Source organism: Mesorhizobium sp. M0830 (assembly GCF_040319965.1).
In the GTDB taxonomy this organism is placed as follows: Bacteria; Pseudomonadota; Alphaproteobacteria; order Rhizobiales; family Rhizobiaceae; genus Mesorhizobium.
Window position 1 is genome coordinate 18,243 of record NZ_JAMYOR010000060.1, and the last position, 25,144, is coordinate 43,386.

26 protein-coding genes are annotated in these 25,144 nt (G+C 61.5%); 15 read left to right on the forward strand and 11 right to left on the reverse strand.

Annotation, left to right across the window (positions count from 1 at the left end):
* Positions 1-48: 48 nt before the first annotated feature.
* The gene (gene ehuA / locus NKI20_RS27015; RefSeq protein ID WP_352836124.1) at positions 49-834 is read right to left on the reverse strand and encodes an ectoine/hydroxyectoine ABC transporter ATP-binding protein EhuA; all 786 of its coding nucleotides are present in this window, start codon (positions 832-834) and stop codon (positions 49-51) included.
* A 124-nt stretch (positions 835-958) separates the two neighbouring features.
* A complete protein-coding gene (gene ehuR / locus NKI20_RS27020; protein WP_352836127.1) occupies positions 959-2,344 on the reverse strand; it encodes a MocR-like ectoine utilization transcription factor EhuR in 1,386 nt (461 codons plus the stop codon).
* A gap of 82 nt (positions 2,345-2,426) precedes the next feature.
* Between ehuR and NKI20_RS27025 the strand changes: the two genes are divergently transcribed.
* The 4 genes from NKI20_RS27025 to NKI20_RS27040 all read left to right on the forward strand — a co-directional run bounded on the left by NKI20_RS27025 (position 2,427) and on the right by NKI20_RS27040 (position 7,065).
* Positions 2,427-2,915 (forward strand): Lrp/AsnC family transcriptional regulator, encoded by a 489-nt coding sequence (locus NKI20_RS27025; RefSeq protein ID WP_352836182.1) that lies wholly within the window; start codon positions 2,427-2,429, stop codon positions 2,913-2,915.
* 133 nt (positions 2,916-3,048) lie between these two features.
* A complete protein-coding gene (locus tag NKI20_RS27030; protein ID WP_352836130.1) occupies positions 3,049-4,542 on the forward strand; it encodes an NAD-dependent succinate-semialdehyde dehydrogenase in 1,494 nt (497 codons plus the stop codon).
* 31 nt (positions 4,543-4,573) lie between these two features.
* Positions 4,574-5,953, forward strand: coding sequence for an aspartate aminotransferase family protein (locus NKI20_RS27035; protein ID WP_352836133.1), 1,380 nt, complete (start codon positions 4,574-4,576; stop codon positions 5,951-5,953).
* Positions 5,954-5,961: 8 nt separating this feature from the next.
* The gene (locus NKI20_RS27040; RefSeq protein ID WP_352836136.1) at positions 5,962-7,065 is read left to right on the forward strand and encodes an alcohol dehydrogenase family protein; all 1,104 of its coding nucleotides are present in this window, start codon (positions 5,962-5,964) and stop codon (positions 7,063-7,065) included.
* 289 nt (positions 7,066-7,354) lie between these two features.
* On the opposite strand, the gene NKI20_RS27045 is transcribed toward NKI20_RS27040, so the two are convergent.
* The 7 genes from NKI20_RS27045 to NKI20_RS27075 all read right to left on the reverse strand — a co-directional run bounded on the left by NKI20_RS27045 (position 7,355) and on the right by NKI20_RS27075 (position 14,626).
* Entirely contained in the window at positions 7,355-8,374 is a 1,020-nt protein-coding gene (locus NKI20_RS27045; protein WP_352836139.1) for an isopenicillin N synthase family dioxygenase, read from the reverse strand.
* Between the two features lie 259 nt (positions 8,375-8,633).
* The gene (locus NKI20_RS27050) at positions 8,634-9,770 is read right to left on the reverse strand and encodes a hypothetical protein (protein WP_352836142.1); all 1,137 of its coding nucleotides are present in this window, start codon (positions 9,768-9,770) and stop codon (positions 8,634-8,636) included.
* A 381-nt stretch (positions 9,771-10,151) separates the two neighbouring features.
* Positions 10,152-10,691: a prepilin peptidase gene (locus NKI20_RS27055; RefSeq protein ID WP_352836145.1), complete on the reverse strand. Its 540-nt coding sequence runs from the start codon at positions 10,689-10,691 to the stop codon at positions 10,152-10,154.
* Position 10,692: 1 nt separating this feature from the next.
* Entirely contained in the window at positions 10,693-11,247 is a 555-nt protein-coding gene (locus tag NKI20_RS27060; protein WP_352836148.1) for a tetratricopeptide repeat protein, read from the reverse strand.
* Between the two features lie 53 nt (positions 11,248-11,300).
* A complete protein-coding gene (locus NKI20_RS27065; RefSeq protein ID WP_352836184.1) occupies positions 11,301-12,185 on the reverse strand; it encodes a type II secretion system F family protein in 885 nt (294 codons plus the stop codon).
* An 84-nt stretch (positions 12,186-12,269) separates the two neighbouring features.
* Positions 12,270-13,241 carry a type II secretion system F family protein gene (locus NKI20_RS27070; protein WP_352836151.1) on the reverse strand — a complete coding sequence of 324 codons (972 nt, stop codon included), beginning with the start codon at positions 13,239-13,241 and terminating at the stop codon, positions 12,270-12,272.
* Positions 13,241-14,626, reverse strand: coding sequence for a TadA family conjugal transfer-associated ATPase (locus NKI20_RS27075; protein ID WP_352836154.1), 1,386 nt, complete (start codon positions 14,624-14,626; stop codon positions 13,241-13,243). Before NKI20_RS27075 ends, NKI20_RS27070 begins: the two co-directional genes overlap by 1 nt.
* Before the next feature lie 536 nt (positions 14,627-15,162).
* Between NKI20_RS27075 and NKI20_RS27080 the strand changes: the two genes are divergently transcribed.
* From NKI20_RS27080 to NKI20_RS27130, 11 genes are all read left to right on the forward strand, one after another.
* Positions 15,163-15,402, forward strand: a complete 240-nt coding sequence (locus NKI20_RS27080) for a Flp family type IVb pilin (RefSeq protein ID WP_140648010.1) — start codon at positions 15,163-15,165, stop codon at positions 15,400-15,402.
* Between the two features lie 81 nt (positions 15,403-15,483).
* Positions 15,484-15,723, forward strand: a complete 240-nt coding sequence (locus tag NKI20_RS27085; protein ID WP_352836157.1) for a Flp family type IVb pilin — start codon at positions 15,484-15,486, stop codon at positions 15,721-15,723.
* A 100-nt stretch (positions 15,724-15,823) separates the two neighbouring features.
* Positions 15,824-16,861, forward strand: a complete 1,038-nt coding sequence (gene cpaB, locus NKI20_RS27090) for a Flp pilus assembly protein CpaB (protein WP_352836160.1) — start codon at positions 15,824-15,826, stop codon at positions 16,859-16,861.
* A 57-nt stretch (positions 16,862-16,918) separates the two neighbouring features.
* Entirely contained in the window at positions 16,919-18,358 is a 1,440-nt protein-coding gene (locus NKI20_RS27095) for a type II and III secretion system protein family protein (RefSeq protein ID WP_352836163.1), read from the forward strand.
* Entirely contained in the window at positions 18,345-18,635 is a 291-nt protein-coding gene (locus NKI20_RS27100) for a hypothetical protein (RefSeq protein ID WP_352486839.1), read from the forward strand. Before NKI20_RS27095 ends, NKI20_RS27100 begins: the two co-directional genes overlap by 14 nt.
* A 71-nt stretch (positions 18,636-18,706) precedes the next feature.
* Complete coding sequence (locus tag NKI20_RS27105) at positions 18,707-20,200, forward strand: TadE/TadG family type IV pilus assembly protein (RefSeq protein WP_352836166.1); 1,494 nt, start codon at positions 18,707-18,709, stop codon at positions 20,198-20,200.
* Positions 20,201-20,205: 5 nt separating this feature from the next.
* On the forward strand, positions 20,206-20,745 hold the full coding sequence (locus NKI20_RS27110) for a TadE/TadG family type IV pilus assembly protein (RefSeq protein ID WP_352836168.1): 540 nt from the start codon (positions 20,206-20,208) through the stop codon (positions 20,743-20,745).
* A 41-nt stretch (positions 20,746-20,786) separates the two neighbouring features.
* Positions 20,787-21,383, forward strand: a complete 597-nt coding sequence (locus NKI20_RS27115; protein ID WP_352836170.1) for a TadE/TadG family type IV pilus assembly protein — start codon at positions 20,787-20,789, stop codon at positions 21,381-21,383.
* Entirely contained in the window at positions 21,380-22,543 is a 1,164-nt protein-coding gene (locus NKI20_RS27120; protein WP_352836171.1) for a CpaE/TadZ family protein, read from the forward strand. The genes NKI20_RS27115 and NKI20_RS27120 overlap by 4 nt, the downstream gene beginning before the upstream one ends.
* Entirely contained in the window at positions 22,527-23,126 is a 600-nt protein-coding gene (locus NKI20_RS27125; protein WP_352836173.1) for a L,D-transpeptidase, read from the forward strand. The genes NKI20_RS27120 and NKI20_RS27125 overlap by 17 nt, the downstream gene beginning before the upstream one ends.
* Positions 23,123-23,704: a hypothetical protein gene (locus NKI20_RS27130; protein WP_352836175.1), complete on the forward strand. Its 582-nt coding sequence runs from the start codon at positions 23,123-23,125 to the stop codon at positions 23,702-23,704. The genes NKI20_RS27125 and NKI20_RS27130 overlap by 4 nt, the downstream gene beginning before the upstream one ends.
* 59 nt (positions 23,705-23,763) lie before the next feature.
* On the opposite strand, the gene NKI20_RS27135 is transcribed toward NKI20_RS27130, so the two are convergent.
* Together NKI20_RS27135 and NKI20_RS27140 are read right to left on the reverse strand one after the other, a co-directional pair.
* Positions 23,764-24,303 (reverse strand): hypothetical protein, encoded by a 540-nt coding sequence (locus NKI20_RS27135; RefSeq protein WP_352836177.1) that lies wholly within the window; start codon positions 24,301-24,303, stop codon positions 23,764-23,766.
* A 227-nt stretch (positions 24,304-24,530) separates the two neighbouring features.
* Positions 24,531-24,971, reverse strand: coding sequence for a hypothetical protein (locus tag NKI20_RS27140; RefSeq protein WP_352836179.1), 441 nt, complete (start codon positions 24,969-24,971; stop codon positions 24,531-24,533).
* Positions 24,972-25,144: the final 173 nt, after the last annotated feature.

The window sequence follows — 25,144 nt, forward strand, 5'->3', positions numbered from 1 at the left end:
GGCGGCGTTGCCGCCTGAGGAACGGCTACGCCGCCCTTGGCATTGCGGTCAGACGCGATGTCCGGCCGCGATGATCTTCTTCAGGAAGCCTTGCGTACGCTCCTGCTTGGGATTGCGGAAAATCTCGTCGGGCTTGCCTTCCTCAACAATCTTGCCGCGATCGAAGAACAGCACCCGGTCGGCGAAATCATGGGCAAAACCCATCTCGTGGGTGACGAGCAGCATGGTCATGTCGGTCTCGGCGGCGAGCTTGCGCATGACGTTCATCACCTCCTCGACCAGCTCCGGATCGAGAGCCGACGTCACCTCGTCGAACAGCATGATCTTCGGCGACAGCGCGAGTGCCCGGGCGATCGCGACGCGTTGCTTCTGTCCGCCGGACAACTGCGCCGGCATGTTCTTGGCTTTGTCGGCCATGCCGACCATTTCGAGCAGTTCCATCGCCCGCTTTTCGGCGGCGGCGCGCGGCGTGCCCTTGGTCAGCATCGGCGCCAACGTGACATTGTCCATGACGCATTTGTGCGGAAACAGGTTGAACAGCTGAAAGACCATGCCGATTTTCTGGCGCATCCTCGTCAGGTGCCGCTCATCGGCGGGCAGCAACTGGCCGTTGCGCTCCACGTGGTAGAGCTGCTCGCCGTCGATCTGGATATGACCGCCATCGATGCGCTCCAACGTCATCAGGATGCGCAGGATCGTTGTCTTGCCCGAGCCCGACGGGCCGATCAGCCCCAGCTTCTCGCCAGGCATGACCTGCATCGACAGGCCGTCCAGCACCTTGAAAGTGCCGAAGCTTTTGGAAATGGCGTCGATGTTGATGATGGGCGTGGGCAATGCGGTTCCCCGTCCTGGAGAGGTCTAGGCTCTTAACGATGCGGAACGCGCCAAATCATGTCAATTGGGAAAATAATACCATGACAATTATTCTAATTCCGCACAATTTCCGAGCACTTGCGGCCTAGATGGCGAGCAACAGATGTTCCGGATCGCCAAGCAAAAGCTTGATGACAACGCCCAGGCCGGCGCGCAGTTCCCCTTCGGTGGTCGAGCCCAGCGAGATGCGCACTGCCGGATGCCAGGGCGCATCCGAGATGCGGAAGGATGTGCCCGGCGCAATCGCCACGCCCTGCAGCCGGGCCTGGGCGACAAAGCTCTCCTCGGCGCGGTTGGCCGGCAGTTGCAGCCAGACATGCAGCCCATCGCGCCGGGCGCGATAGTCGACCCCGGCCAGCACCTCCGCCGCTATATCCAGCCGCCGCCGCAGCGCCGCGCGCTGCCAGTGGACAAGCTCCATCGCGGTGCCGTCGGTGACCCATTTGGTGGCGATCTCGGCCACCAGCGGCGTCGCCATCCAGTTCGAGACCAGATGCCGGTTGGCGACGGCGGCGACATAGCGATCGGGCGCGGCGAGATAGCCGATGCGCAGGCCAGGCACCACGATCTTGGTAAAGGAGGTGACGTAAAGCGTGCGCTCCGGCGCAAAGGCGGCAACCGGCGGCGGCCGGTCTTCTACCAGGGGACCGAGCACATCGTTCTCGATGATGGCGATGTCGTGCTTGCGCGCGACGGCGGCGATTTCTTCGCGCCGTCGCGCGTCCATCAGCGTCGCCGTCGGATTGATCACTGAGGGCTGCACGAAGACGGCCCGAATGTCGGAAAGCCGGCACGCCTCGTCAAGCGCCTCCGGAATAAGGCCATTGTCGTCGATCGGCAGGCCTTCGAGGTTGAAGCCGAGATAGCGGGCGAGGGGCACCAGCGTGTGGTGGCCGATCGCCTCGGTGGCGACCGTCGAGCCGGGCGGCGCCACGCTCATCAGCGCCACGGTCATGCCGGCGGTGGCGCCGTTGGTCAGGCTGATGTTCTGCGCGGAGGTGTCGAGCCCGCACAATCTCAGCCATTCGACCGCCACCGCGCGGTGGCGCGGAAACACCATGTTGGGCCGGAACGAAAGTGCTGAACTCGACGGCAGATTCTCGGCCAGCCAACCCAAGGCCTGCTTCAGCCGCTCCAGATGCATCGGCTCGCAGACAGGCTTCAGGATCGACAGATCGATGACCTCGCCGAGCCGCTCCGGCAGATAGGGCGGTTCCGGCTCGCGGCGCTGGGTCTGGACAAAGCTGCCGCGGCCGATCTCGCCCGAAATCAGACCGCGCCGGATCAGTTCCTCATAGGCGCGGCTGACCGTCTGCACCGAAAGCTTGAGGTCGTCGGCCAGCCGGCGGTGGGTCGGCAGCCGCGCGCCATTGGCCAGGCGCCCGTCATGAATGGCGCGCGCGAACTGGTCGGCAAGCGACTGATACGCTGGCCGCCGGATGAGCTTGGGATCGGGATGCCACAATGTCATGACATATTAGAGATCGAAATCAGTGCAATTGACAATCGAAATAATGCGCCGTCATGGTGCAGTCGACGAAAAGTGGATGCTGATGACTGCCGCGAAACTCGACCCGATCGACCTGAAAATCCTCGACGCCATCCAGCGCGACGGGCGCATCACCAAGCTGGCACTGGCCGAGCAGGTCGGCCTGTCGCCGACTCCGTGCTGGATGCGGCTGCGCAAGCTGGAAAAGGCCGGCATCGTGTCGGGCTACCACGCCAGGATCGCCATGCGCGTCGTCGCACCCGTCGCTACCGTGCTGATGGAGGTGACGCTGGCCAACCACCGCCAGGCCGATTTCGACCGCTTCGAGCGCGTCATCCGCGACATTCCCGAGATCGTCGCCTGCTGGTCCGTTGGCGGCGGCGTAGACTATGTGCTGAAAGTGATGGCGCGCGACATCGACGCCTATCAGCGTCTGGTGGATGGCTTGCTCGACCGCGAGATCGGCATCGACCGCTACTTCACCTACATCGTCACCAAGACGGTGAAGGACGAGACCGTTTTGCCGGTGGCCGATCTCTTACCGGTGCAGTGACGGTTTCGGAGAGATTGTCTCCCGGGACGGCACAATAGAGAGAAACTCTCTCCATCAGGGCATCCAAACAGCCCCTCTGTCTGCACAGGACGAATAGTCTTCCCGCATCAGTCCGAACCGGGAGGCCTCGACCATGTCCGCGCATTTCGCCCGCTCGCATCGCCATGAAGCGCTCGATCGCCTCGCCGACCGCCGGCTGCTGCGTGAACTCGCCTATGTCGATGGCCACTGGACGGCAAGCGAGGCTGCTGAAAGCTTCGAGGTCACCGATCCGGCGACCGGCACGACCGTCGCTTTCGTCGCCGCGCTAGATGCACGGCAGACGACAAAGGCGATCGATGCCGCCGCGCACGCCTTTCCGGCCTGGCGGTCGCTGTTGCCGCAGGAGCGCTCGAAAATCCTGCGAAAATGGTTCGAGCTGATCATTGCCGCCAAGCAAGACCTCGCTTTGCTGATGACGCTGGAACAGGGCAAGCCGCTGCAGGAGTCGCTCGGCGAGATCGACTATGCCGCGTCCTTCGTCGAATGGTATGCGGAAGAAGCAAAACGCCTGAACGCCGAGAGCGTCACCAGCCATCTGCCGAACGCCGAAATGATGGTTCGGCGCGAACCGCTCGGTGTCGTCGGCGTCGTCACGCCGTGGAATTTTCCTGCGGCTATGCTGACCCGCAAGGCAGCGGCAGCACTTGCCGCCGGCTGCACCATTGTTGCGCATCCGTCCTCGGAGACACCGTTGTCGGCGCTGGCGCTGGCCGAACTTGGCGAGCGCGCCGGCTTGCCGGCAGGTGTCTTCAACATCGTCACCGGCAAGGCTTCGACCATCGTTGGCCGGATGTGCGAGGACCCACGCGTTCGCGCCATGAGCTTCACCGGGTCGACCGAAATCGGCAGGCTGATCGCCGCCCAGAGCGCGCCGACCATGAAGCGGCTGGTGATGGAGCTTGGCGGCCATGCGCCGCTGATCGTCTTTGCCGACGCTGATATCGACAGGGCGGTGAACATCGCCATCGACGCCAAATTCGCCACATCGGGCCAGGACTGCCTCGCCGCCAACCGCATCTATGTCCAGCGTCCGATTTATGATCGCTTCTGCGCCGCCCTCGCCAGGCGCATCGAGACGTTGCGGACCGGCAATGGCCTTGCTCAGGGAATCGACATCGGGCCGCTGATGCATGAGCGCGCCGTCAAGAAGGTCGAGGAACAGGTCGCCGACGCACTGACCCATGGCGCGCGCTGCCTCACCGGTGGCAAGCGCCATGAGACCGGGCCACTGTTCTACCAGCCGACGCTGCTGGCAGACGTCGCGGACGAGGCGCTGATCATGCGCGAGGAAACGTTTGGACCGGTTGCTGCCGTGACGCCGTTCGACAGCGAGGACGAGGTAATCGCCCGCGCCAACGCCACCGAATATGGCCTCGTCGCTTATGTCGTGACCGAGAACGGCGCCCGCCAGCAGCGCATGGGCCGAGCGCTCGACTACGGCATGGTCGCCATCAACCGCGTCAAGATCACCGGCGCGCCGATACCCTTCGGCGGCGTCAAGCAATCCGGCATCGGCCGCGAAGGCTCGCGCCACGGGCTCGAAGCCTTCACCGATCTGAAGTATCTCTGCCTGGACATCTCGTAATTCGTCCGGCCATCCCTCAAGGAGTCAACAAATGCTCGACCAGTCCAACGAACTCGCCGCCTGGGATCGCGATCACTTGTTCCATCCCTCGACCCATATGGGCACGCATGCGCGCGGCGAGAGCCCGACGCGCATCATGGCCGGCGGTGAAGGCGTCACCGTGTGGGACGACAATGGCAAGAAGAGCCTCGATGCCTTCGCCGGTCTCTATTGCGTCAATGTCGGCTACGGCCGGCAGAAGATCGCCGACGCCATCGCCGCCCAGGCTAAGAACCTCGCCTACTACCATGCCTATGTCGGGCACGGCACCGAGGCCTCGATCACGCTCGCCAAGATGATCATCGACCGCGCGCCGAAAGGCATGTCGAGGGTGTATTTCGGCCTCTCGGGCTCGGATGCCAACGAGACCAACATCAAGCTGATCTGGTACTACAACAACGTGCTCGGGCGGCCTGAGAAAAAGAAGATCATCTCGCGCTGGCGCGGCTATCACGGCTCGGGCGTGATGACGGGATCGCTGACCGGGCTCGACCTGTTCCACAACGCCTTCGACCTGCCGCGCGCGCCGATCCTGCACACCGAGGCGCCCTACTATTTCCGCCGCGCCGACCGTTCGATGAGCGAGGAGCAGTTTTCGCAGCATTGCGCCGACAAGCTCGAGGAGATGATCCTGGCTGAGGGGCCGGAAACGGTCGCCGCCTTCATCGGCGAGCCGATCCTCGGCACCGGCGGCATCGTGCCGCCGCCGGCGGGCTACTGGGAAAAGATCCAGGCGGTGCTGAAGAAGTACGACGTCCTGCTCGTCGCCGACGAGGTGGTCACGGGCTTCGGCCGGCTGGGCACCATGTTCGGCTCCGACCATTACGGCATCAAGCCGGACCTGATCACCATCGCCAAGGGCCTGACTTCGGCCTATGCGCCGCTGTCAGGCGTCATCGTCGCCGACAAGATGTGGCAAGTGCTGGTGCAAGGCTCCGACAAACTCGGCTCGCTCGGCCATGGCTGGACCTATTCGGCGCATCCGATCTGTGTTGCCGCCGGCGTCGCCAATCTCGAACTGATCGACGAGATGGATCTTGTGATCAATGCACGCGAGACCGGCGCCTATTTCCGCGCCGAGCTGGCGAAGGCGGTCGGCGGTCACAAACATGTCGGTGAGGTGCGCGGCGACGGCATGCTGGCGGCGGTCGAGTTCGTCGCGGACAAGGACGACAGGGTGTTCTTCGATGCTTCGCTCAAGATCGGACCGCAAGTGGCGACAGCGCTTGCCGCAAGCGGCGTCATCGGCCGCGCCATGCCGCAGGGCGACATTCTGGGCTTCGCGCCGCCGCTCTGCCTGACCCGTGAGGAAGCCGATATCGTCGTTTCGAAGACTGCCGATGCGGTCACGAGCGTGTTTGCCAATCTTTGAGATCGACCATGAATGCCATGACCAAGACCCTCCCTGCCACCATGGCTGCCGTGCTGCTTACCGGGCACGGCGGTCCGGAAAAACTCGTCTACCGCGGCGATGTCAAAGTGCCCTTGCCTGCTCCTGGTGAGGTGCTGGTGAAAGTCAGCGCCTGCGGGATGAACAATACCGATGTCTGGGTGCGCCAGGGCGCCTATGGCACGGAAGAGGACGCGGCTGCGGTGTCGACCTGGCGGCGTCAGGGCAACACTCTGAGCTTCCCGCGCATTCAGGGCACCGACACTGTCGGCACCATCGCCGCCGTTGGCGAGGGTGTTTCGCCCGACCGTATCGGCGAACGGGTGATGGTCGATTTCTCCATCTACAACCGCGACGACGATTCGCTCGCCGACATCGACTATATGGGCCACGGCCGCGACGGCGGTTATGCCGAATACCAGGCCGTGCCGGCCGAGAATGCTCATGTCGTCGATACGAACATGACAGATGTCGAACTCGCCACCTTCTGCTGCGCCTATCTGACCGGCGAACAGATGCTGGAACGCGCCGCGCTCAAGGCCGGCGAGCGCGTGCTGGTCACCGGCGCCTCGGGCGGCGTCGGTTCCGGCATCGTGCAGCTGGCGCGAGCGCGCGGCGCCATTCCCTACGCCGTCGTCGGCAAGGGCAAGGAACAGGCGGTGCTCGACATCGGCGCAGAGGCTGTCATCACGCGTGGCGTTGCCGACCTGCCGCATGCCGTGAACGAGGCGACCGGAGGCCAGCCGATCGACGTTGTCGCCGACCTCGTTGGCGGCGCCATCTTCAATGACCTGTTGCGTATCCTGCGGCCCGAAGGCCGCTATACCACCGCCGGCGCGATCGCCGGTCCGGTCGTGCAGCTCGATCTTAGGACCATGTACCTGAAGCAGTTGCAGCTGCACGGCTCGAGCCAGGGCACGCGCGCGGATTTCCGCCGCATCGTCGGGTACATCGAGGCGAAGAAAATCCGGCCGCTGGTCGGCGGCGTCTACAAGCTCTCCGATTTCCACCATGCGCAGGCGGATTTTGTCGCCAAGGATTTCGTCGGCAAGCTGGTGGTGGTGCCGGATGCGGTGTGGGGCTCGGCTGGCTGAATAACCGATGCCTCAACACTGCCTCGATGCGGAAATGAGCACAACACGGGTGTTTGACGGGCTTTTGCAGCATTCCGTTTCGGCCGTCCGAAACCAGGACGAAAAATGGCCGGGCGCGAAGGCGGCCCGGCCAAAAGAAGGTCAAACCTTCAGAGGGGAACACCGTCCGGCGGAATGGGAGGAAACCGCCGAACGATTTTGCCAGTCTGGGCTTATTTCTTGGCTTCGGCCACGAATGAAATTCCAAAAAATGTGCAAATTCGCAAAAATTCGTGCTCGGCAAGAGTCCTCACGAGCCCGCGGCTCCGGTCTCGAGCAGATCGGCATAGTGGCGGCGTGCCACGTCGGGATGTGAACGCAGCCGGCTTTTGAGCACATTGGTCCCGACATCGCGGAACAATGGGTTGTCGGGATCGCTTGCCGGTCCGCGCGCCTGCGCCGCCAGTTCCTCGGAAAGGCTGAGAAGCGGGATGGTGGCATCCAGCCGCGCGCTGAAGAAGAAGGGCACGGAAATCCGCTCGACGCCGGCAGGCGGGGTTACGACGCGGTGCACGGTGGCGCGCAGATAGCCATTCGATGCCAGTTCGAGCAGTTCACCGATGTTGACGACCAGCGTTCCGGGGAGCGGATCGACATTCACCCAGCTGCCGTCATATTCGACCTGCAGCCCCTTGTTGTCGTCCTGCAGCAGCAAGGTCAGGAAACCGCCATCCTTGTGCGCGCCGACGCCCTGGTCGGTGCCGGTCGCCTGACGGCCGGGATAGCGCACGATCTTCATGCGATGGTTGGGCGAATCCCGGTAGATCGCGTCGAAGGCGTCCTCGGGCTGATCGAGCGACAGCGCGAAGGCCTTCAGCAGGCGGATCGCCACCGCCGTCGCCTCGGTCTGCCATGCCAGCAGCGCCGGCTTGAGCTCCGGCAACGCGTGGGGCCACTGATTCGGCCCTTGCAGCCGCGTCCAGGGTGCTACTCCCGGCCCTTGCGCTATGGGCTGGCGCTCGACACCGATGTCGAGCTGCTCGCGCCAGTCGGCGGTGCCCTTGGTCAGTTCGCCGCCGGCGCGGGTGTAGCCGCGAAACTGCGGGGACTTGACCATTTCGACGGCCAGCTTGTCGGCTTCGGGCAACGCGAAGAAGCGGCGCGAGGCATCGAGCACGTCGTCGATCCCAGCGGCTGACATTCCGTGGCCGCTGAGATAGAAGAAGCCGACGTCCCGGGCCGCCGTGCGCAGGTCCAGGAGAAAGGTGCGATGCTCGGACGCACCTTGTTCGAGACGGCTCAGATCAAGCACCGGCACAATTCTGGGCATGGTCAGGTTCCTTCCATTCTCTGCCTTGCCTGGGAGAAGTAGAAGCGACCACAGGCAGGAGATCCGGGCACGGATCGCGCCTCCAAAAGTGGCACGCGGTGACTGCCGATCAAAGCAACGGGCACGCCAATCTGGTCCGAATGGAAGAACGCCAGCGCTGCATCTTATGGCCTGTCGGCAAATAATGTTCAAAACTGGTGTTTTTGCCCGCAAGGCGTCGTGCGGACCGTCTTTCGAGCGCGACATCGTCCAATAGCAGCTAGCGGAACAGATATTTCGACACTTCCGGATTGCCGCGACGCCACATCACGTTGTCCAGGAAGTAGTGGTGCACGTTGATGAATATCCACGCTATGAACAGGAAAAGCGACGAGCCGAGCACCTGCTTGTCGTAGGGAACCAAGGCGGTCAGCGCCATCGGCACGAGCCAGAAACCAAGCGCGCCAAGAATTGTGCCGGCGACGATGAATATCAGCACCCGCAGCCTGTACAGCGGCCCGAGAATGGACAGGACCTTGAATCCCGGATCCCTGGCGGCATCCGCGCGGTCGCGCTCGACATTGGTCTGGTAACGCCAGACCACCGCCAGGTACTGCAGCGAATGGAGCGCCGGCACCACAAGCAGCCAGAGCGGATTTATCGTCACGAACAGGATCCAGGCATAAAGCGTGACGACATAAGCGACGACGCCGTTATAGGGCAGCGCGCCACCATGCTTGCGCCAGCGGTTGGCGAACATCACGACGGTGGCCGCCGAGGAAGCGGCGGCGACCGCGACGGCGATGTTGAGGAGCCATGGCGGGACGGCGAACGTGTAGTAGTCCAGGCCCCAGAACTGCCGTTCGGTGATCACCGCGTTCGTCTGAAGCCAGGCGAACAGCCACACGGCATAGCCGTTGAACCGCAGCACCTTCTTGTCCTGATCGCTGAAGAATTTGCGCTTCAAGACGGCGTCCACCATCAGCATGCCGTAGCCTTGCTTGACGTAGTGCCAGCCGACGAAAAAGCCCATCGCATTGGTCGCATATCCCAGCAGGCGAGCGTTCCCGGTTACGGCGCCATAGGCGAAGAAGGCGGCCATGATCAGCGGGACGACAATGCCCGCGAAAATGTAGCGAAGCTGGAGGCTCCTGTCGTATCCGTCACCGCGCACCTTGCGCGCGTAGTTGCGATAGAAAATCTGGTAGGAATGCGCAAAGTGCGGCTGGTTGATGAGATGCGACAGCAGGAACGCCGTCAGCGCCACCAGACCTTCGTATTTGAGCGGCACGAAATACAGCACCGGCAGGATCAGGAGCGCGCTCCCGCCAAGCATGAAAAAGTCGATGAACGGACCAAAGAGATATTTCTGCGGAGCGACTGAAACCGAGGCATCTGCCGAAAGGTGAAGTGCCATGCTGCCTTCTCCCTGTGATCGTTTATTTAGCCATCGCCCTGATTGCCCGGCAAGGTCCCCGGGCTCCGAACTCAGGCTGACAAAAGACCTGACGACAGCCGGCGGTGTCGGCGGCGCCGTTCATGATAGGAATTTTTTCCTTGACTTCATGACCTCAGCTATGGTACATATTTGCCTATGGTGCTGATTTGCGCCAGTGACCCGCCCGTACTGGCGGGTTTTTCGTTTCCGTCAGCCGACGCGGCGGCGAAGGCTGCGAAGTGAAGTAACCCGTCAACCCGAGTTCGTAGCCCTGGTCCAGAACGGGCGGCGTGGGGGGAAAGGCTCGCACGGCCGGGCCGATCCCATTACGCGGCGAATCCAGCTGTGCGGCTGCGAGGTTCAATTAAGCTGGTTCAGGATTCCAGAACTGTTCGCCAGCACCAGACTTTTGTAGATCAGGAACGCTATCGTACAGATCGCGGCTATCGAGATCGGCACGCCGAACGGCACCACGCCCTTGCGATCCAAATGCTGGACAATGAGCCGAAAAGCACCGGCAGGCAGCATGAACGGGTTTTTCACGATTGCAGCGGTGGCGAGGGCGAAAACCAACAGCAGCACCGAAAATACAACCAGATCGCTGCCGCCGATCAAAAAAGGCACCACAGCGATCAGCTTGACGTCTCCGGCGCCGATCTTGCGCAAGGCCCAGAAGGGGAAGAGCGCGACGAACAGTAGAAGCCCGGCCGTGGCGCTCAGCCCCATATCCCACCACGATCCGGATTGGAGCGACAGCAGCAGCAGGCCCCCCGCTCCGAGGCAGAGCAGCAGCAGCACGTCGCGATTCGATATCCTCTGGGTGGTGAAGTCGAGCCAGGCAATCCTTGCCAGCAGAGGGATGGCGAGGACCTTCAGCAGCAGCGCTTCGACGAGCAACATGCTAGCGCTCGATATTCTGCACGCTTGACGACAGCAGCTTCAGATTGTTGGCAACGGTCGGATCGTTGGGCGCCAGTTCATAAGCCTTGAGGAAATTGCTGCGTGCATCCTGCAGCTTGCCGCGCAGCAGGTAGGAATAGCCGACATTGTTGTAATATTCGGGCGTCCCACCGACCAGCCTGGACGCACGGGCATAAGCTCGGTCGGACAGATCGAAGCGGTGGATCCGGTCGGTGCAGGCGGCCAACCCCATCCAGGCGCCACCGTCATTGGGTGCCAGGCGTGTTGCCTTCAGGAACAGAGCGCCCGCATTGCCGTAGTTTTCCGCACGGAACTGGTTCTTCGCCTCGGCAACAGCCTGGTCCGAGGCGTAATATTCGACGTCGCTGACCGTCTTCAGCCCGTCGAAAGCATCGCCAAAGGACGTTACGTCGCCCTTCGACGGCTCATTGGTGCGAACGACACCGTCGGTTAAGTCCGCTCCATTTGTCTGGCAGCCCGCAAGCAGGATAAGCAGCAGGCTGGTCGCGGCTGCAAGGCGCTTTGGCCTAGTCATTGTGTCTCCCACGAATCCCCTACTCTATTTTTAGAACCAAAGCATATGGTTACCTAGAAGAAAATGCCTCTCATGCGAATGATTACCGGTAACAGGACGATCATGAGCACTACCGGAAAAATGCAGATGCCCAATGGGATCATCATTTTGACCGGTAGCGCGTTGGCGCGCTCCTCGGCATAGAGGATTCTCTGGGTCCGCATTTCGTCGCTATAAACGCGCAGCGCTTCGGTCAGGCTGGTACCGAGTTCTTCCGACTGCCGAAACAGCACGGCGAGCGCGCGCGCTTCCTCGAGACCGATACGATCAGCCAGTTCGCGCAGCGCTTCGCGTAGCGGCTTGCCGGCGCGCAATTGCAGATTCATGATCGCAAGCTGGATGCCCAGCCATTTGTGGGTGCCTGCCATTTCCTGGCTCACCCGCTCGACCGCCGCCTCCAGGCTCATGCCGGCATCGGCGCAGGTGATCATCATGTCCATGAAATCGGGGAAGCCGCGGCGGTAGGTCTGTTTCTGCGCGTTCTCGAAACGATCGAGCGCGATGCTCGGAATGACCAGGCAAGCGAGCCCGAACAGGGCGGCGCCGCCGAACGTTATGAAGCCTGGGATTTGCGGCGGGACAGCAGCAGCCAGCCCGGCATAGCATCCGAGAAAACCGATGGCGACGGCAGCGATTCGCGACAAGGTGTAGAGGACTGGTGCGCTGGAGTGATAAAATCCCGCCCGAAAAAGTCGCGCTTCGAGCGCATTTGGCTCGCCGCGTTCCTTCTCTACTGTGCGGAAATAGGCGTCGATCGGTCGCTGCGCCGAAAGCTTGACGAGTTGCTGCTGCGCGTCCAGCGAACGCCGATTGAGTCCTACTTCGGACAGCAGGCTTTCACTGACCAGCTTGCGGGTCTGAAGGGCAGGCAGGAAGACGAGCGCGCCGAACAGGAACATCGTCGTCGCTGCCAGGAAAACCGAAAGCGAGACGAGAAATTCGGAACCCAGGATGTTCAAAAGGACGTTGATAGCCCGCTCCAATCAGAAATCGAAGTTGATCATACGATACATGATGAAGTCACCAAGCAGGGCCCACGCGGCGAAGATGGTGAACACCGGAAAGATGAGCGGGTTCCCCCAGACCGCTCCATAGTAGCTCGGGGCAGAGAGCCAAAGGATCGCGAACATGACGAGCGGGAAGAGCGAGATGAACCATGCCGAGAAGCGGCCCTCGGCCGAGAGCGCCCTGATCTTCATCCTCAGTTTCTGCCGCTCGCGCAACACGGACGAAAGATTGGCAAGAATCTCAGTAAGGTTGCCGCCGGTCTTGGACTGAATGGAAAGCGACACCGAAAGCAAATGAAGGCCTTCGAAGCCGACCCGTTCGGACAGTTTCCGAGCTGCCTGCTCGATGCTCAGCCCGAAGGTGATTTCGTCGGAAACGATGCCGAATTCGGTGCCGAGCGGGTCAGGCATTTCGCGCGCGACCAGCCCGACCGCCACCGAGACGGGGTGGCCTGCGCGCAGCGAACGCACGATCATGTCGAGCGCGTTGGGCAATTGCTTGGCGAATTTCATGATCCGCTTGTCGCGGGACCGGCGAAGGTAGAGGATAGGCAGGACGAAGCCCACAATAATGAAGGCGATCAGGGCCGGGATTGCCGAAAATCCCACCAGCAGTTTCAGGAGCAGCGCCACAACCAGTCCTGCCAAGATGAAGATGGCGGCAAATGTCAGCGGATTTCCGGTGATGCCGGATTGGGTGTAGAGCCTGTTCAGCCCAACGGCGCCAAAGATATAGTCACCGGAGTCTGTCAGCCCGCGTTCGCGCAGCAGGCCTTGCAACGTCTGCTCGGCAGGAGCCTCGTCCGCCAGTCGTTTGAGCCGCCGGTTGATTGTGCCGGCTCGCGAGCGGCCCTTGGCATAGGAGACGTAGAGCGCCTCGGCCGCCAGAATGACGGATGCAGCCGCCAGTACATAGATGAAATAGAGCAAAGTCTGACCGGTGAGCATCAGAGCGGAACCTGCGGATTGAAGGCGTCCTTGGCGAAATGATGTCCCTGCGTCGCCGCTTCCTGGGCAAAGCGCGGGCGGATGCCGGTGGCGCGGAATTCTCCGACGATCTGGCCATCAGCGGCGATGCCGCGGCGCACAAAGTGGTAAAGTTCCTGCAACTGGACGACATTGCCCTCCATGCCGGTCAACTCCGATATCGAGACCACCCGCCTGTTGCCGTCCGACAGCCGCTGCGTCTGCACAATGATGTCGATGGCCGAGGCAATCTGGGCCCGGATGGATTCGTGTGTCATCGGCATCCCTGCCATGCCGACCATCTGTTCGAGGCGCGACAGTGCGTCGCGTGGCGTGTTGGCATGGATGGTGGTCATCGACCCTTCATGGCCGGTGTTCATCGCCTGCAGCATATCGAAGGCTTCCTCGCCGCGGACTTCGCCGACGATGATGCGGTCCGGCCGCATGCGCAGCGCGTTCTTGACCAGCTCGCGCTGGCGGACCTCGCCCTTGCCCTCGACATTGGGCGGGCGTGTCTCCAGCCGGCCGACATGCGGCTGCTGCAGTTGCAACTCCGCCGCGTCCTCGATGGTGATCAGACGATCGGTGGACGGAATGTAGCTCGACAGCGCGTTCAGCAAGGTCGTCTTGCCGCTGCCGGTGCCGCCGGAAACCAGGATCGATTTGCGCGCCTGCACGGCGATCCGCAACATGTCGACCATTGGCGGGCGGATCGAATTGAATGCCACCAACCGCTCGAGCGAATAGGGATTCTTGGAGAATTTGCGGATCGACACCAATGGCCCGTCGACGGAGATCGGCCGCACCGCGATGTTGACGCGCGAGCCGTCCGCCAGCCGCGCATCGACCATCGGCGACGATTCATCGACGCGCCTGCCAATCGCCGAGACGATTTTGTTGACGACGCGCAGCAGATGCGCCTCATCGCGGAAGCGGATCGAGGTTTCCTCGAGTACGCCGCGGCGCTCGATGAAGACGTGATTGTGGGTGTTGATCAGGATGTCGGCGATCGAATCATCCTTGAGCAGCGGCTCGATCGGCCCTAGCCCCAACATCTCGTCGGCCGTATCGCTGGTCAGTTGATCGAGCTCGCGCGCATTCAACGGCACATTGCGGCTTCGCACGAACTCGCGCACGATCGGCCTGATCTCGTTCAGAATCTCGTCCTTGGAGGCCGTTTCGAGCGCGGACAGGTTGAACCGGTCTATTAGATGACGGTGAAGCTCCACCTTCAGCGTCAGGAAATCGTCGCCATACGCTTCGACATCCGCGCCCGGGACGATTGCCGCTCCATTGGTCGCCGCCACGGAGGGTGCCGGCTGCAGTGCCTGCGTTTCACTCGGTCCCTTGATGAAGCGGCCCAACATCGCATTCAAACCTTGACGATTCCCCGGACCGCAAACTAAGCGTTAACCACGAGGGGCACAAGCGGCGAACGTGAGTGCGACAAGGTAATACTTACAACATAGTTAAAGAGCTGACTCAAAAAATATCGTTTTTGCTTCAACGCTGCGCTCCCCCCTCGTCGGACGCCGACGCGAGCTTCCAGCCTCACGGAACTTCTCGCACCGTAACAAATGCCGGGCTGCCTATAAGCGGTCGTAAGCCATTAGATATAAAGGATTATGCAGTATCGCTAATATACCTATTCCACCGTCGCGGGTGTGGCAAAATTGTGAACGAATGGTTAAGGACGCTTGAAAAATTAGTCGAATCAAGCTCTTGTCGATATTGAGTTGGTCTCTGAGCTCGCGCTGTCAGGTATTGAAAGGTTAAGGGACCGTTAATCCCATTTGACTCTGCTTCTTCGTGGGACAAGGATCGAGATGACGGGGGATGCTCAGGTATGGATTTCATCCTTGGCTCGTCTCGTCGGGTTCAAACTCCAAAGGGAGAAATTATCATGAAGAAGCTCATGACGATGACCCGGCAGTTCCGCGATGACGAAAACGGCGCTGCCATGGTCGAATATTCCATCCTAGTCGGCATCATCGCCGGAGCGGCGATCCTTGCGATCGTCGCCATCGGCCTCTGGGTCAGCGGACGCTTTGGCGGCCTTTGCGACATTCTCAACGGCAAGGGCTCCACTGGCACCGCTGGTACTTTCGGCACATGCGTCAAGGGAACGGGCGTCGGTACCTGATCGTCTATTCCTTGTCAGGCCCGGGTCACAAAATCCGGGCCTGAACTGGTTGGTTTCAACTCTGGCAAGAGGAGAATTCTGATGGGGAAGCTCATTGGTATCGCCAAGCAGTTCTATGACGACGAGAACGGTGCCGCCATGGTCGAATATTCCATCCTGGTCGGCATCATCGCCGGCGCGGCAATTCTTGCAATTGTTGCGATCGGGCTCTGGGTCAGCGGACGCTTTGGCGGGTTGTGCGACATTCTTGACGGCAAGGGCTCCACTGGAGTCGCTGGCACTTTCGGTACCTGTATCAAGGGAACGGGCGTCGGCACCTGAAGCTTACGCCATCAGGCCCGGGTCTTCGGGACCGGGCCTGATACCAGTCGCGGTAGGCTGACGCGGCCGATCTTTGCAGGCCTTTTTTGGGGTTGGGCTCATGCGTGCAAATACTGTCATCATGATCATTCTTGCCGGCATCTTCGGCGTTCTGGCGGTCGTGCTCGCCAATATCTGGCTTGCCAACCAACGAAGCGCCATGGCGGAGGCGAACGGGATCAAGCGTGACACGGTCGTGGTGGCGGCCGTGCCGCTAAAGTTCGGCGACATACTGACCGCCGACAAGCTTCAAGAAATAGCATGGCCAGCAGGCGCGGTTCCGACCGGCGCTTTCAAGACAACGAAAGATGCCTTGGCCGGCAATGGTACGAGGCAAGCGCTGCAGGCGATCAGCGCCAACGAGCCCGTCCTTGCCAGCAAGATCACCGGGCCAGGGCAGCGCGCCACGCTTTCGGCGGTGCTGGGTGAAGGCATGAAAGCTGTTTCCATCCGCGTCAACGACGTGCTTGGTGTCGCCGGCTTTGTCTTCCCCGGCGATAGGGTCGACGTGCTTTTGACGCGCACGGTGCGCGACGACGGCGCGGACAAGAGTTTTGTCGATGTGCTGTTGCAGAGCATGAAGGTGCTCGCCGTCGACCAGGTTGCGGATGAGAGCCAGGACAGTCCGACCGTGGTGAAAGCGGTAACGCTCGAGGCCAGCACCAAGGACGCGCAGAAGCTCACGCTCGCCGCCGGCGCAGGTCAGTTGTCGCTGGCGCTTCGCCAGTCAGCTGCCAGCAACGGCGAAACGACAGAGCGCGTCACGCTTTCCGACCTGACCGGCGACACGCCGGCCGACGTCGCCGCCAGGCAGGCGGAACTCAGCAAGAAGGCGGCAGCCGAAGCTGAGGCCGCGGCCGAGCGCAAGCGCGCCGACGACAAGCTCGCCGGGTTGACCCGGGCCGTGGAGCGGGTCGGAAGCCGGCTCGACGACTTGAGCAAGGTCAAGCCGGCCCCGGCCGTGGCATCTGCGCCGGAAGTAAAGGAAATTGTCAAGGAAGTGGTCAAATATGTGCAGCCGGAGCCGCCGGCGCGGGCGACAATCGGTGTCTTTCGAGGTATAAAGCTCGAAACATACGATGTGCCGCGACAAAAATAGCACCGGCGTACTAGGATTAGACGGAGTCCGAATCAGCCGGTAAGGGGGTTAGCGTAGATGCGTACGTTCTGGGGACCACTTGCGGCAGTCGTGCTTGCCTGCCTTGCGGCGCTATCAAGCCCCTCGGCTCGCGCCGCCGACCGCTTCATCGACGTGTCGAACCCAACCATCCATCGCATCTTCGTGCCCGTGTCGCAGTCGGTGACGATCCAGGTTAACTCCACTCTTGGCGACATCGCGGTGGGCGACGAAAAGATCGCCGATGCCCAACCGATGACCGACCGCACCCTCTATGTCATCGGCAAGAGCGTTGGCACCACCACCGTCAATCTGTTTTCCGAGGACAAGCGCACACTTGGCACGATTCAGGTCGAGGTGGGCCTCGATGTCAGCGACATGGCGCAGGCGATCCGCCAGGTGGCGCCCAGGGCGCGCATCGAGATCGGCTCGATCAATGGCAAGATCAGGCTGGCCGGCCATGTCAAGGATGGCGCCATGCTGGCATCTATCATGGAGGTGGCGCAGCAGTACGGCCCCGACGCCATCATCAATTCGGTCATCGTCGACGACAGCCAGCAGGTCAATCTTGAAGTGCGTATCCTAGAGGCCAAGCGCAATGCCGGCCGTGATCTTGGTGTTTCGATCAGAAGCCGGAACAGTAGCGCCACAACTCGGACAGGGACAGGCGACGCCGCCATCGACGAAGACGGTGTGATCGCCGGAACTGGTAACATTATCAGCGGCCTGCTCTCGAACACCAATCCTTTCGCGGCGCTCATCACTCGCGTCATCGACAGCAACATCAAGGTCGACCTGGTCATCGAGGCACTCGAGGCCAAAGGCGTGGTGCGCACGTTGGCCGAACCCAACCTCACCACGCTTTCCGGCGAGCCGGCCAGCTTCAACGCCGGCGGTGAAGTGCCTATCCGCACCACCACCAAGGACGGCGAGGTCACCATCGTGTTCAAGCAATTCGGCGTCAATTTGCTGTTCACGCCGGTTGTGCTCGACGACTCTAAGATCCATATGAGACTGGCGCCGGAAGTGAGCGACCTAACCGGCTTCACCAGCGCCGGCGACCCAATCTTCACCAACCGCAAGCTGGAGACCGTGGTGGAGCTTCGCGACGGCCAGAGCTTCGCGGTCGGCGGCTTGCTGTCCAGCAAGACCACTAAGCTGCAGAACCAGGTGCCGTGGCTCGGCCAGGTACCGATTGTCGGGGCGCTTTTTCGCAATTCGAGTAACCAGAAGGAAGAGACCGAACTGGTCGTCATCGTGACGCCGCATCTCGTGCGGCCGGTCAAGCCCGGCGAGCAGTTGGCGACACCCTTCGACAAGACGCGGCCGGCCAACGATCCCGAGCTGTTCCTGCTCGGCCAGCTCGAAGTGAACAAGGACATGATCCGGAAGTACGAAACCGGCGACGGCGTCACCGGCCCCTATGGCCACATGCTCGACTTCAAATCGAAGGACAAGATGCTCTATGTCAAGAAATAGCGCCTTGATCCTCATTCTGTGCGCCGGTGCCCTGTCGGGCTGTGCCGCGGACTATCTGAACCACTATGATTCGGTGACCTTGGCTGCCGGCGACACACAGAAATTCAATTCGCTGCTGCAGACGGTCGATCCGCTCAATCCGGCCTCCAGGAACACACACATCGAAGGCGACGGCACGCGCGCCGCACTTGTTGCGCACAACTACAAATTTCCACCGCCACCACCACCGCCGCCGGCGATCACGGTCAATGTCGGCGGGTCGGGTGTGACGCAGTGAACTGAACGGAAGGATGCGGAGGGCGCCGGGCAAGCGAGGAGCCCTGACGCTAAGGGGTAGAGAGTAGAGCCATGCTGCGGACCATTCGCGCGTTCTGGCACGATCAGAGGGGAATAGCGCTGATCCTCGTCAGCGTCATGCTGCCGGCGATCATCGGCTTCTCCTTGCTGGCGATAGACATGAGCAGGATGAACAACCTGCACAACGACCTGCAGAAGGGCACCGATGCCTTGGCGCTCGCCGCGGCCGCCGAGCTTGACGGCCGATCAGACAGCATCACGAGGGCCGACCGTGCGCTGGCCACACTGGTCAGCAACAATTACAATTTTTCAACGGCCGATGGCCCTGTGACGCTTGCCGCGGCCGGCGTCACAAGGCGCTATCTCCGATCGCTCCCCGCTACCGATGACGTCGCGATTGCCACGGCGAACGTAGTCCCGGACGAGGTGGCCGATGCCAATTTGGCGCAGTTCGTTGAGGTCAGGGTAACGCCGGTCGGCTTCTCCACCATCTTCCCGGCCTCTTTTTTGTCGTCCAGCGCCAGCAACTCCTACAACATCGGCGCGGTGGCGGTGGCAGGCTTCTCGCGTAGCGCCTGCGATTTCACGCCGGTGTACATCTGCAACCCATATGAGAATACGACAGACACCCTCTATACCGTCGCGGCCGATCCGGCGAAGCGCCGGCGCCTGATTGAATTGCGCCAGCAAGGCGGTTCTTCGGCACAGAATTCGCCTGGAAACTACGGCTTCCTGCAGCCGCCCGATAGCTCTAGCGGCGCAGACGCCATCAGGGATATGATCGCCGAAGTTAAATCGCAGGCATGCTACAATTCACGCGGGGTGCTACTGCGTCCCGGCTTCCTCGCAACGGCCCGAGATGCACTGAACGTTCGCTTCGACGTCTACAACGGCCCGATGAACAGCAACAGGAACGACCCCAACTTTGCACCCGGCGAAAACGTGCGCAAGGGCTACAAAACCCAAGGCAACGCATGCAACGCCGACGCCGTAAGCCCGGCAGAGCCGACCAATTTCGAAGCCTTCCCGCGTGATAACGGCACAATAGACACCAACGGACGCATCGGAAATGGCAACTGGGACTTCGATCAATATTGGAATACCAATTTCAATACCACTACCGCCCCCGTGACAGTGCCAAAGCCGATGGGAGCAGACGGCGTGAACCCGGCCAGTAACACCAACCAGCCGACCCGCTATAGCGTCTATCGCTACGAGATATCCCAGGGCATTGTAGGCCATCCCTCGAACGGTGGCGAGATCGGCACGCCAAGCTGCTCAGCTAACAAAGTGAGTAATCCAGACCGCCGTCTCCTCTATGGCGCCATCTTGAACTGCCAGGCATTGGCGGCGGCCGGCTTGATGTCGGGAGGCAACTCGTCGCCACCCCTGCCGGTCGAGGCCTTCGGCAGCTTCTTAATCACAGAAACGGTCGAAAGCGGCTCAGACCAGACCATCAGGGTCGAACTTGTCGACATAAACGGGCGTGGCGGACAAGGAACGCTGGACAATTTCCTGCGCGACGAAGCGCAGCTCTACAGGTGACGGCGATGTTGAGAGAGCTGTCACGCATCCTGAATCGCTTTCGCTCCGACCAGCGCGGCACGGTGCTTATCGAGATGAGCCTGGTAGCGCCGCTCATGCTGTTCCTGTCGGCGGGCGTTTTCGAATTCGGCAACCTCATCCACGACAAGCTGCTGATGGAAGCCGGACTTTCCGATGCGGCTCGCTTCGCCGCACGTTGCAACAGCCAGCTGTATACCAGTGCCGGGCTGGCAGCGATCGACTGCGCCGGCATCGCCACCAACATTGCTGTGTTCGGCAACGTGACGGGGACAGCACCCGCGCGTATCGCCGGCTGGCAGAAGTCCAACGTGAATGTCACCATCGCCGACCCCGCCACCTGTCACAACACGGTGGATAGCAACGGCGTCGTTCTTTACCTCTCGACCACCGCGCAGGTCTGCATCGTGACTGCGTCCGGCACCTACGCCTACAGTGACCGCGACAGCATCGGCATGCTGTCGTTGCTGAACATCGGGCCAATCACGCTCGGGAGTAGCCACCAGGAGCGGTTAATCCGATTTTGATGATGCTGAGGCGTTTCCTAAGATCGGAGGATGGAGCGACGATGGTCGAAATGGCCATCGCGGCGACGCTGCTGCTTACTCTTACCCTCGGCTTCGTCGATTTCGGCTATGCCTTCTATCAATGGAATGCGGCCACCAAGGCCGTTCAGGCCGGGGCGCGGCTGGCGTCCATTTCCGACCCGGTTGCCACGGCGCTTACAACCGCCGCACCGATCTCTTCTCCTGGCGCCCCGGTGGCCGCGGGGGCCTACGGTCCATTCGTCTGCAGCTACACCGGAACCGCCGGCTCCTGCACCAACAGCGGCGCACTCAGCCCCGCGAATTTTAGCCGCATCTTTCGCGGCGACACCGCAAACACCGGTGACGATGCCTGTCCGAACCCAGCGACCGGCCAGCGGCCCGGCATGTGTCACTTCTTTCCGGGTCTGCGGCGCGACAACGTCGTCGTCACCTATACGGCCACCGGCCTCGGCTACCAGACCAGGCTGGGCGGGCCCGTGCCGACAATCACCGTCAGCCTCAAGAACATCAAGTTCCAGTTCTTCTTCCTGGGCGGACTGCTCGGGTTCGGAGATCTCACCATGCCCACCATGCTGAGCACGGTCACGGGCGAAGATTTGAAGAGTACCGCGCCATGAATGCCATCAACACCAAGGTTACGCCGACCAAGCGCAAGCAGGTTGCGCTGTTCTCTTCGGATGCTGATTTCAAGCGCGATGTGGCGACGCGGCTGGATGCGCTGGCGATCTATGATGTCAAGGTTTCCGAGATGGGCGACTTTCTCAAGGGGCCGCCGGCGGATACGCGCCCGGGCATCGTCATCCTCGATCTCGGCAATGGCGAGCTGCTCGGCAGGCCCGGCATCGTCGAGGCGCGCGCGCTGTGGGCCACTGTGCCGCTGATCGCGGTTTCCGACGAGCTGACGTCGGAACGGACGCGCGTGCTGGTGCGCATGAACGCCTCGGACTGGCTGCACAAGCCGCTCGACGGCAAGGAGCTGCTCAACGCGGTGACCTTCCACGATACCGGCAACCAGGGAGCCAAAAGCCGCATCATCACCTTCATCGGCGCCAGCGGCGGCGCGGGCGCCACGACGATGGCGCTGTCGGCGGCCGAATTCCTGGCCTCCAAATCGGCCGAGCGCGCGGCTTCGACCTGCCTGGTCGATCTCGATTTCCAGAGCGCCAATTGCGGCGCCTATCTCAATCTGTTCAACCAGTTCGACCTTGCCGGCATCATCGGCCAGCCGGAGCGGCTCGACGTCGAGCTGATGGATGTCATCAAGCTTTCGCGCCCGTCCGGCCTCACCCTCTATGCGTTCGAGCGGCCGCAGCTGCCGTTCGAGCCGCACGGCAGCGATTTCGTCTTCCGGCTGCTGGATCTCGTCGCCTACCGCTTCGACGACATCGTCATCGACCTGCCCAATCTCGAAACGCCCTGGCACGATTCCGTGCTGTCGACGAGCGACGAGATCTTTATCGTCTTCGAACTCAATGTCGCCTCGCTGCGACAAGGCAAGCGGCTCTACAAGAAGATCCGCGAGCTGCGCGGCAACGCAGTCAACATCACGCTGGTCGCCAACAAGCACAAGCGCAAATGGTTCGGGAACCATTTTTCGCGCAGCGAGCTCGAAAAGATATTCAAGGCGCCGCACATCAAGTCGGTGGCGCTGGACAACGCGCTTCTGACCGACGCGCTGAACAGGGCCATCCCGCCATTGGAAGTGGATGGGCGGGCGCGCTTCAACAAGGACCTGAAGCGGATGTTCAAAGAGCGGCTCGATGACGCTGCCCGATAGACACCGGATCGCGAGATACCGGATCGCTGGGCGGCTGGCCGGCGCCTGCGTGCTCGGCGCGGCGCTGGCGCTGTCCGTCCAGGACTTCGCCGAGGCGCGATCGGTCGAGCGGCCGCCGCTGCCGGCGATGGGGCCCAGCCTGCGCAAGGCCGTTGCCTTCGCAACCACCGAGCAGCCGGGAACGATCATCATCCGCAAGGACGAGAAGGCGCTTTACCTGGTGACCCGCCAGGGCCAGGCGCTGCGCTACCAGATCAGCGTCGGGCGCGACGGGTTCGGCTGGACGGGCGTCGTCAAGGTGGGGGCCAAGACCGAATGGCCGGAATGGCGCCCGCCACAGGACATGCGGGCCCGCCAGCCGGAGCTGCCCAAAATGGTGCCCGCCGGTCCCTACAATCCGCTGGGCGCTAGGGCGCTCTATCTGTCCCGGGACGGGCGAGACACACTCTACCGCATCCACGGCACCAACGATCCTTCAGGGGTCGGCTTCGACGGGACATCGGGCTGTTTTCGGCTTACAAACACGGATGTGATCGATCTTTTCAAGCGCGTCGCGGTCGGCGCAAAGGTGGTGGTCCAATGACGACGATCAGCGAACCGGACATGCCGGCGATCGACGTCGGAAACCATGAACAGCGCGAACAGGACGCCATCGAGAGACCCAGCAAAACCAAGGCGATCGGCATTCTCATCGCCAGCGGGGCCTTGCTGATCACCGCGGTCAACATGGCGGCCGCGATCTATCTCTATCGGGGCATCAGCGATCTGCGTTTCGTCGAGGCGCGGCTGGCGCAGCTTGGGGCGTTCGAGCAGCGGATCGCGGCACGGCTCGACACGGTCAACAACGGCTTCCAGAGCCGGTTCGAGAAGCTGGACAGCCAGCTGCAAGGCAGCTTCAACGAGATCAACGGCAACATTGCCCGGTTGGAACAAAGCCGTCCATCAGCCGGCGACGCCGGCATCTCAAGCGCGGAACCCGGCGTCACCACCAGTACCGTGGCGGAAGCGTCTTCCGACACCGAAGTCGCGGCCGAACCCACTGATGTCGATACGCCACGGCCGCCCAAGAGGAGGATTGCCACCGCGCCGCCTGCCCCGAACCCCGCCTACCAGCGAACGGAAACGCCGGACGGCAAGGTCTATTATCGCAAGATCAATTAGCGAGCGCGGGCGTGGAGGCAGGCGATATCGGCGCCTTCCGGAAGCGCCTGCCGCGTTGATTAGAGATCCCGCTTCAAGGCCATGAGACGCACGGCCAGTACCTCTCCACGCTGTCGGGCTTCGCGAAGGAACGCGACATGACAGTTGGCGCAGGCTGCAAAGCCCAGAGCTAACACCAGGATGTTCCGCCATGAGAAATCAACCATCAGCGAGAATTGGAGGCCTCTGGGTGCTGTGAACGAGGCAATCGTGCTCGCCGTTTCCGAATGGCTGTTGGCGGCGATCATCAGCCCGACGAAAATGAGCGCTAGATGATTGGCAAGGAAGAAGAATGCAGTCGACTTTCTCGTGCGGTACGCCATCCACAAGATGATCGATGCAGCGACCAGGATGGCGGCGTCAACGGCCATCGAACCACCCAGATAAAGATCGACCTGCTGCCAAAGCATCGTCGCCAACGGACGCAGTTCAAGCCATATCCACCATGCGGTGGGGCTGGCCGGATAGGCTCCCAGCAAGAACGTTGCCATGCGCTCCCCTGCCAGGATCGCAAGAATGAGAAACGGGAAGGCAAAAAGCAGAAGCGGCTTGCGTTTCATGTTCCCTCGCCAATCTGCCAGCCAGAATAGACTGCATAGATTGCGCAAGGATTAACGGTTCCACCAAAAATGTCCTGATGGCTGTGAAGGTTGGCCGCGATTGCTTGGCCGTTATAAAACAACCCGGCCCGTCCACCGTTCGAAGAGCCTCGGGGTCTTTTGAACTGGGCGACAAGCCTCAGGTATTGCTCATCGTGAACGGGACGCATGCGGGACCGCCTCTGCGGCTAGTGCCCGCGCGCAAGCAGCCAAACAGCTACCAGCCGGGTGAGTGGACCGGTGATCGCGCTAGCCCAGGTAGTACTGGCGCGCTCTCGGCGGTCTTTGCGTTCTTGACCGATCATGTTTTGGACTTCAGAGCAACCAAGTGGCGTCAATACCCAGCTGTTGAGCTGAGACGATCTTCTCCACATTGGGCTGTTGTCGTCCGCGTAACCAATCGACATATTGAGATAATCCGCCTTCCGGATTAGTCGCCTGGTCTTTATCTCCGCAATCTGTTCATAGTATATCAATGTTTCCCAATAGTGTCGGTACTCGAACTTTTCCCGTTGCGCAGGTGTGCAAGCATTTGCCAGGTCGATGTCATAGGCGTGGTCGAGCTTCCTGATGGTTCGCCGGTACGCCGCAATTTCTAACAAGTCTTTGATTTCTAATTGTATCGTCATATGACCTCCCCGCGCCGAAATAAAACGCTACGACGTCATATGACGTTCGGTCCATTCCACTACTTGGTTAAGCTCACAAGTCAAAAGAACTAGCAGGCTTCTCTGATTGGGGTCGGTGAGGTCAAGCGTTTCCTGTCTTTTTTCCGGACCATGTCGCCCCGCGGGTCACTCGC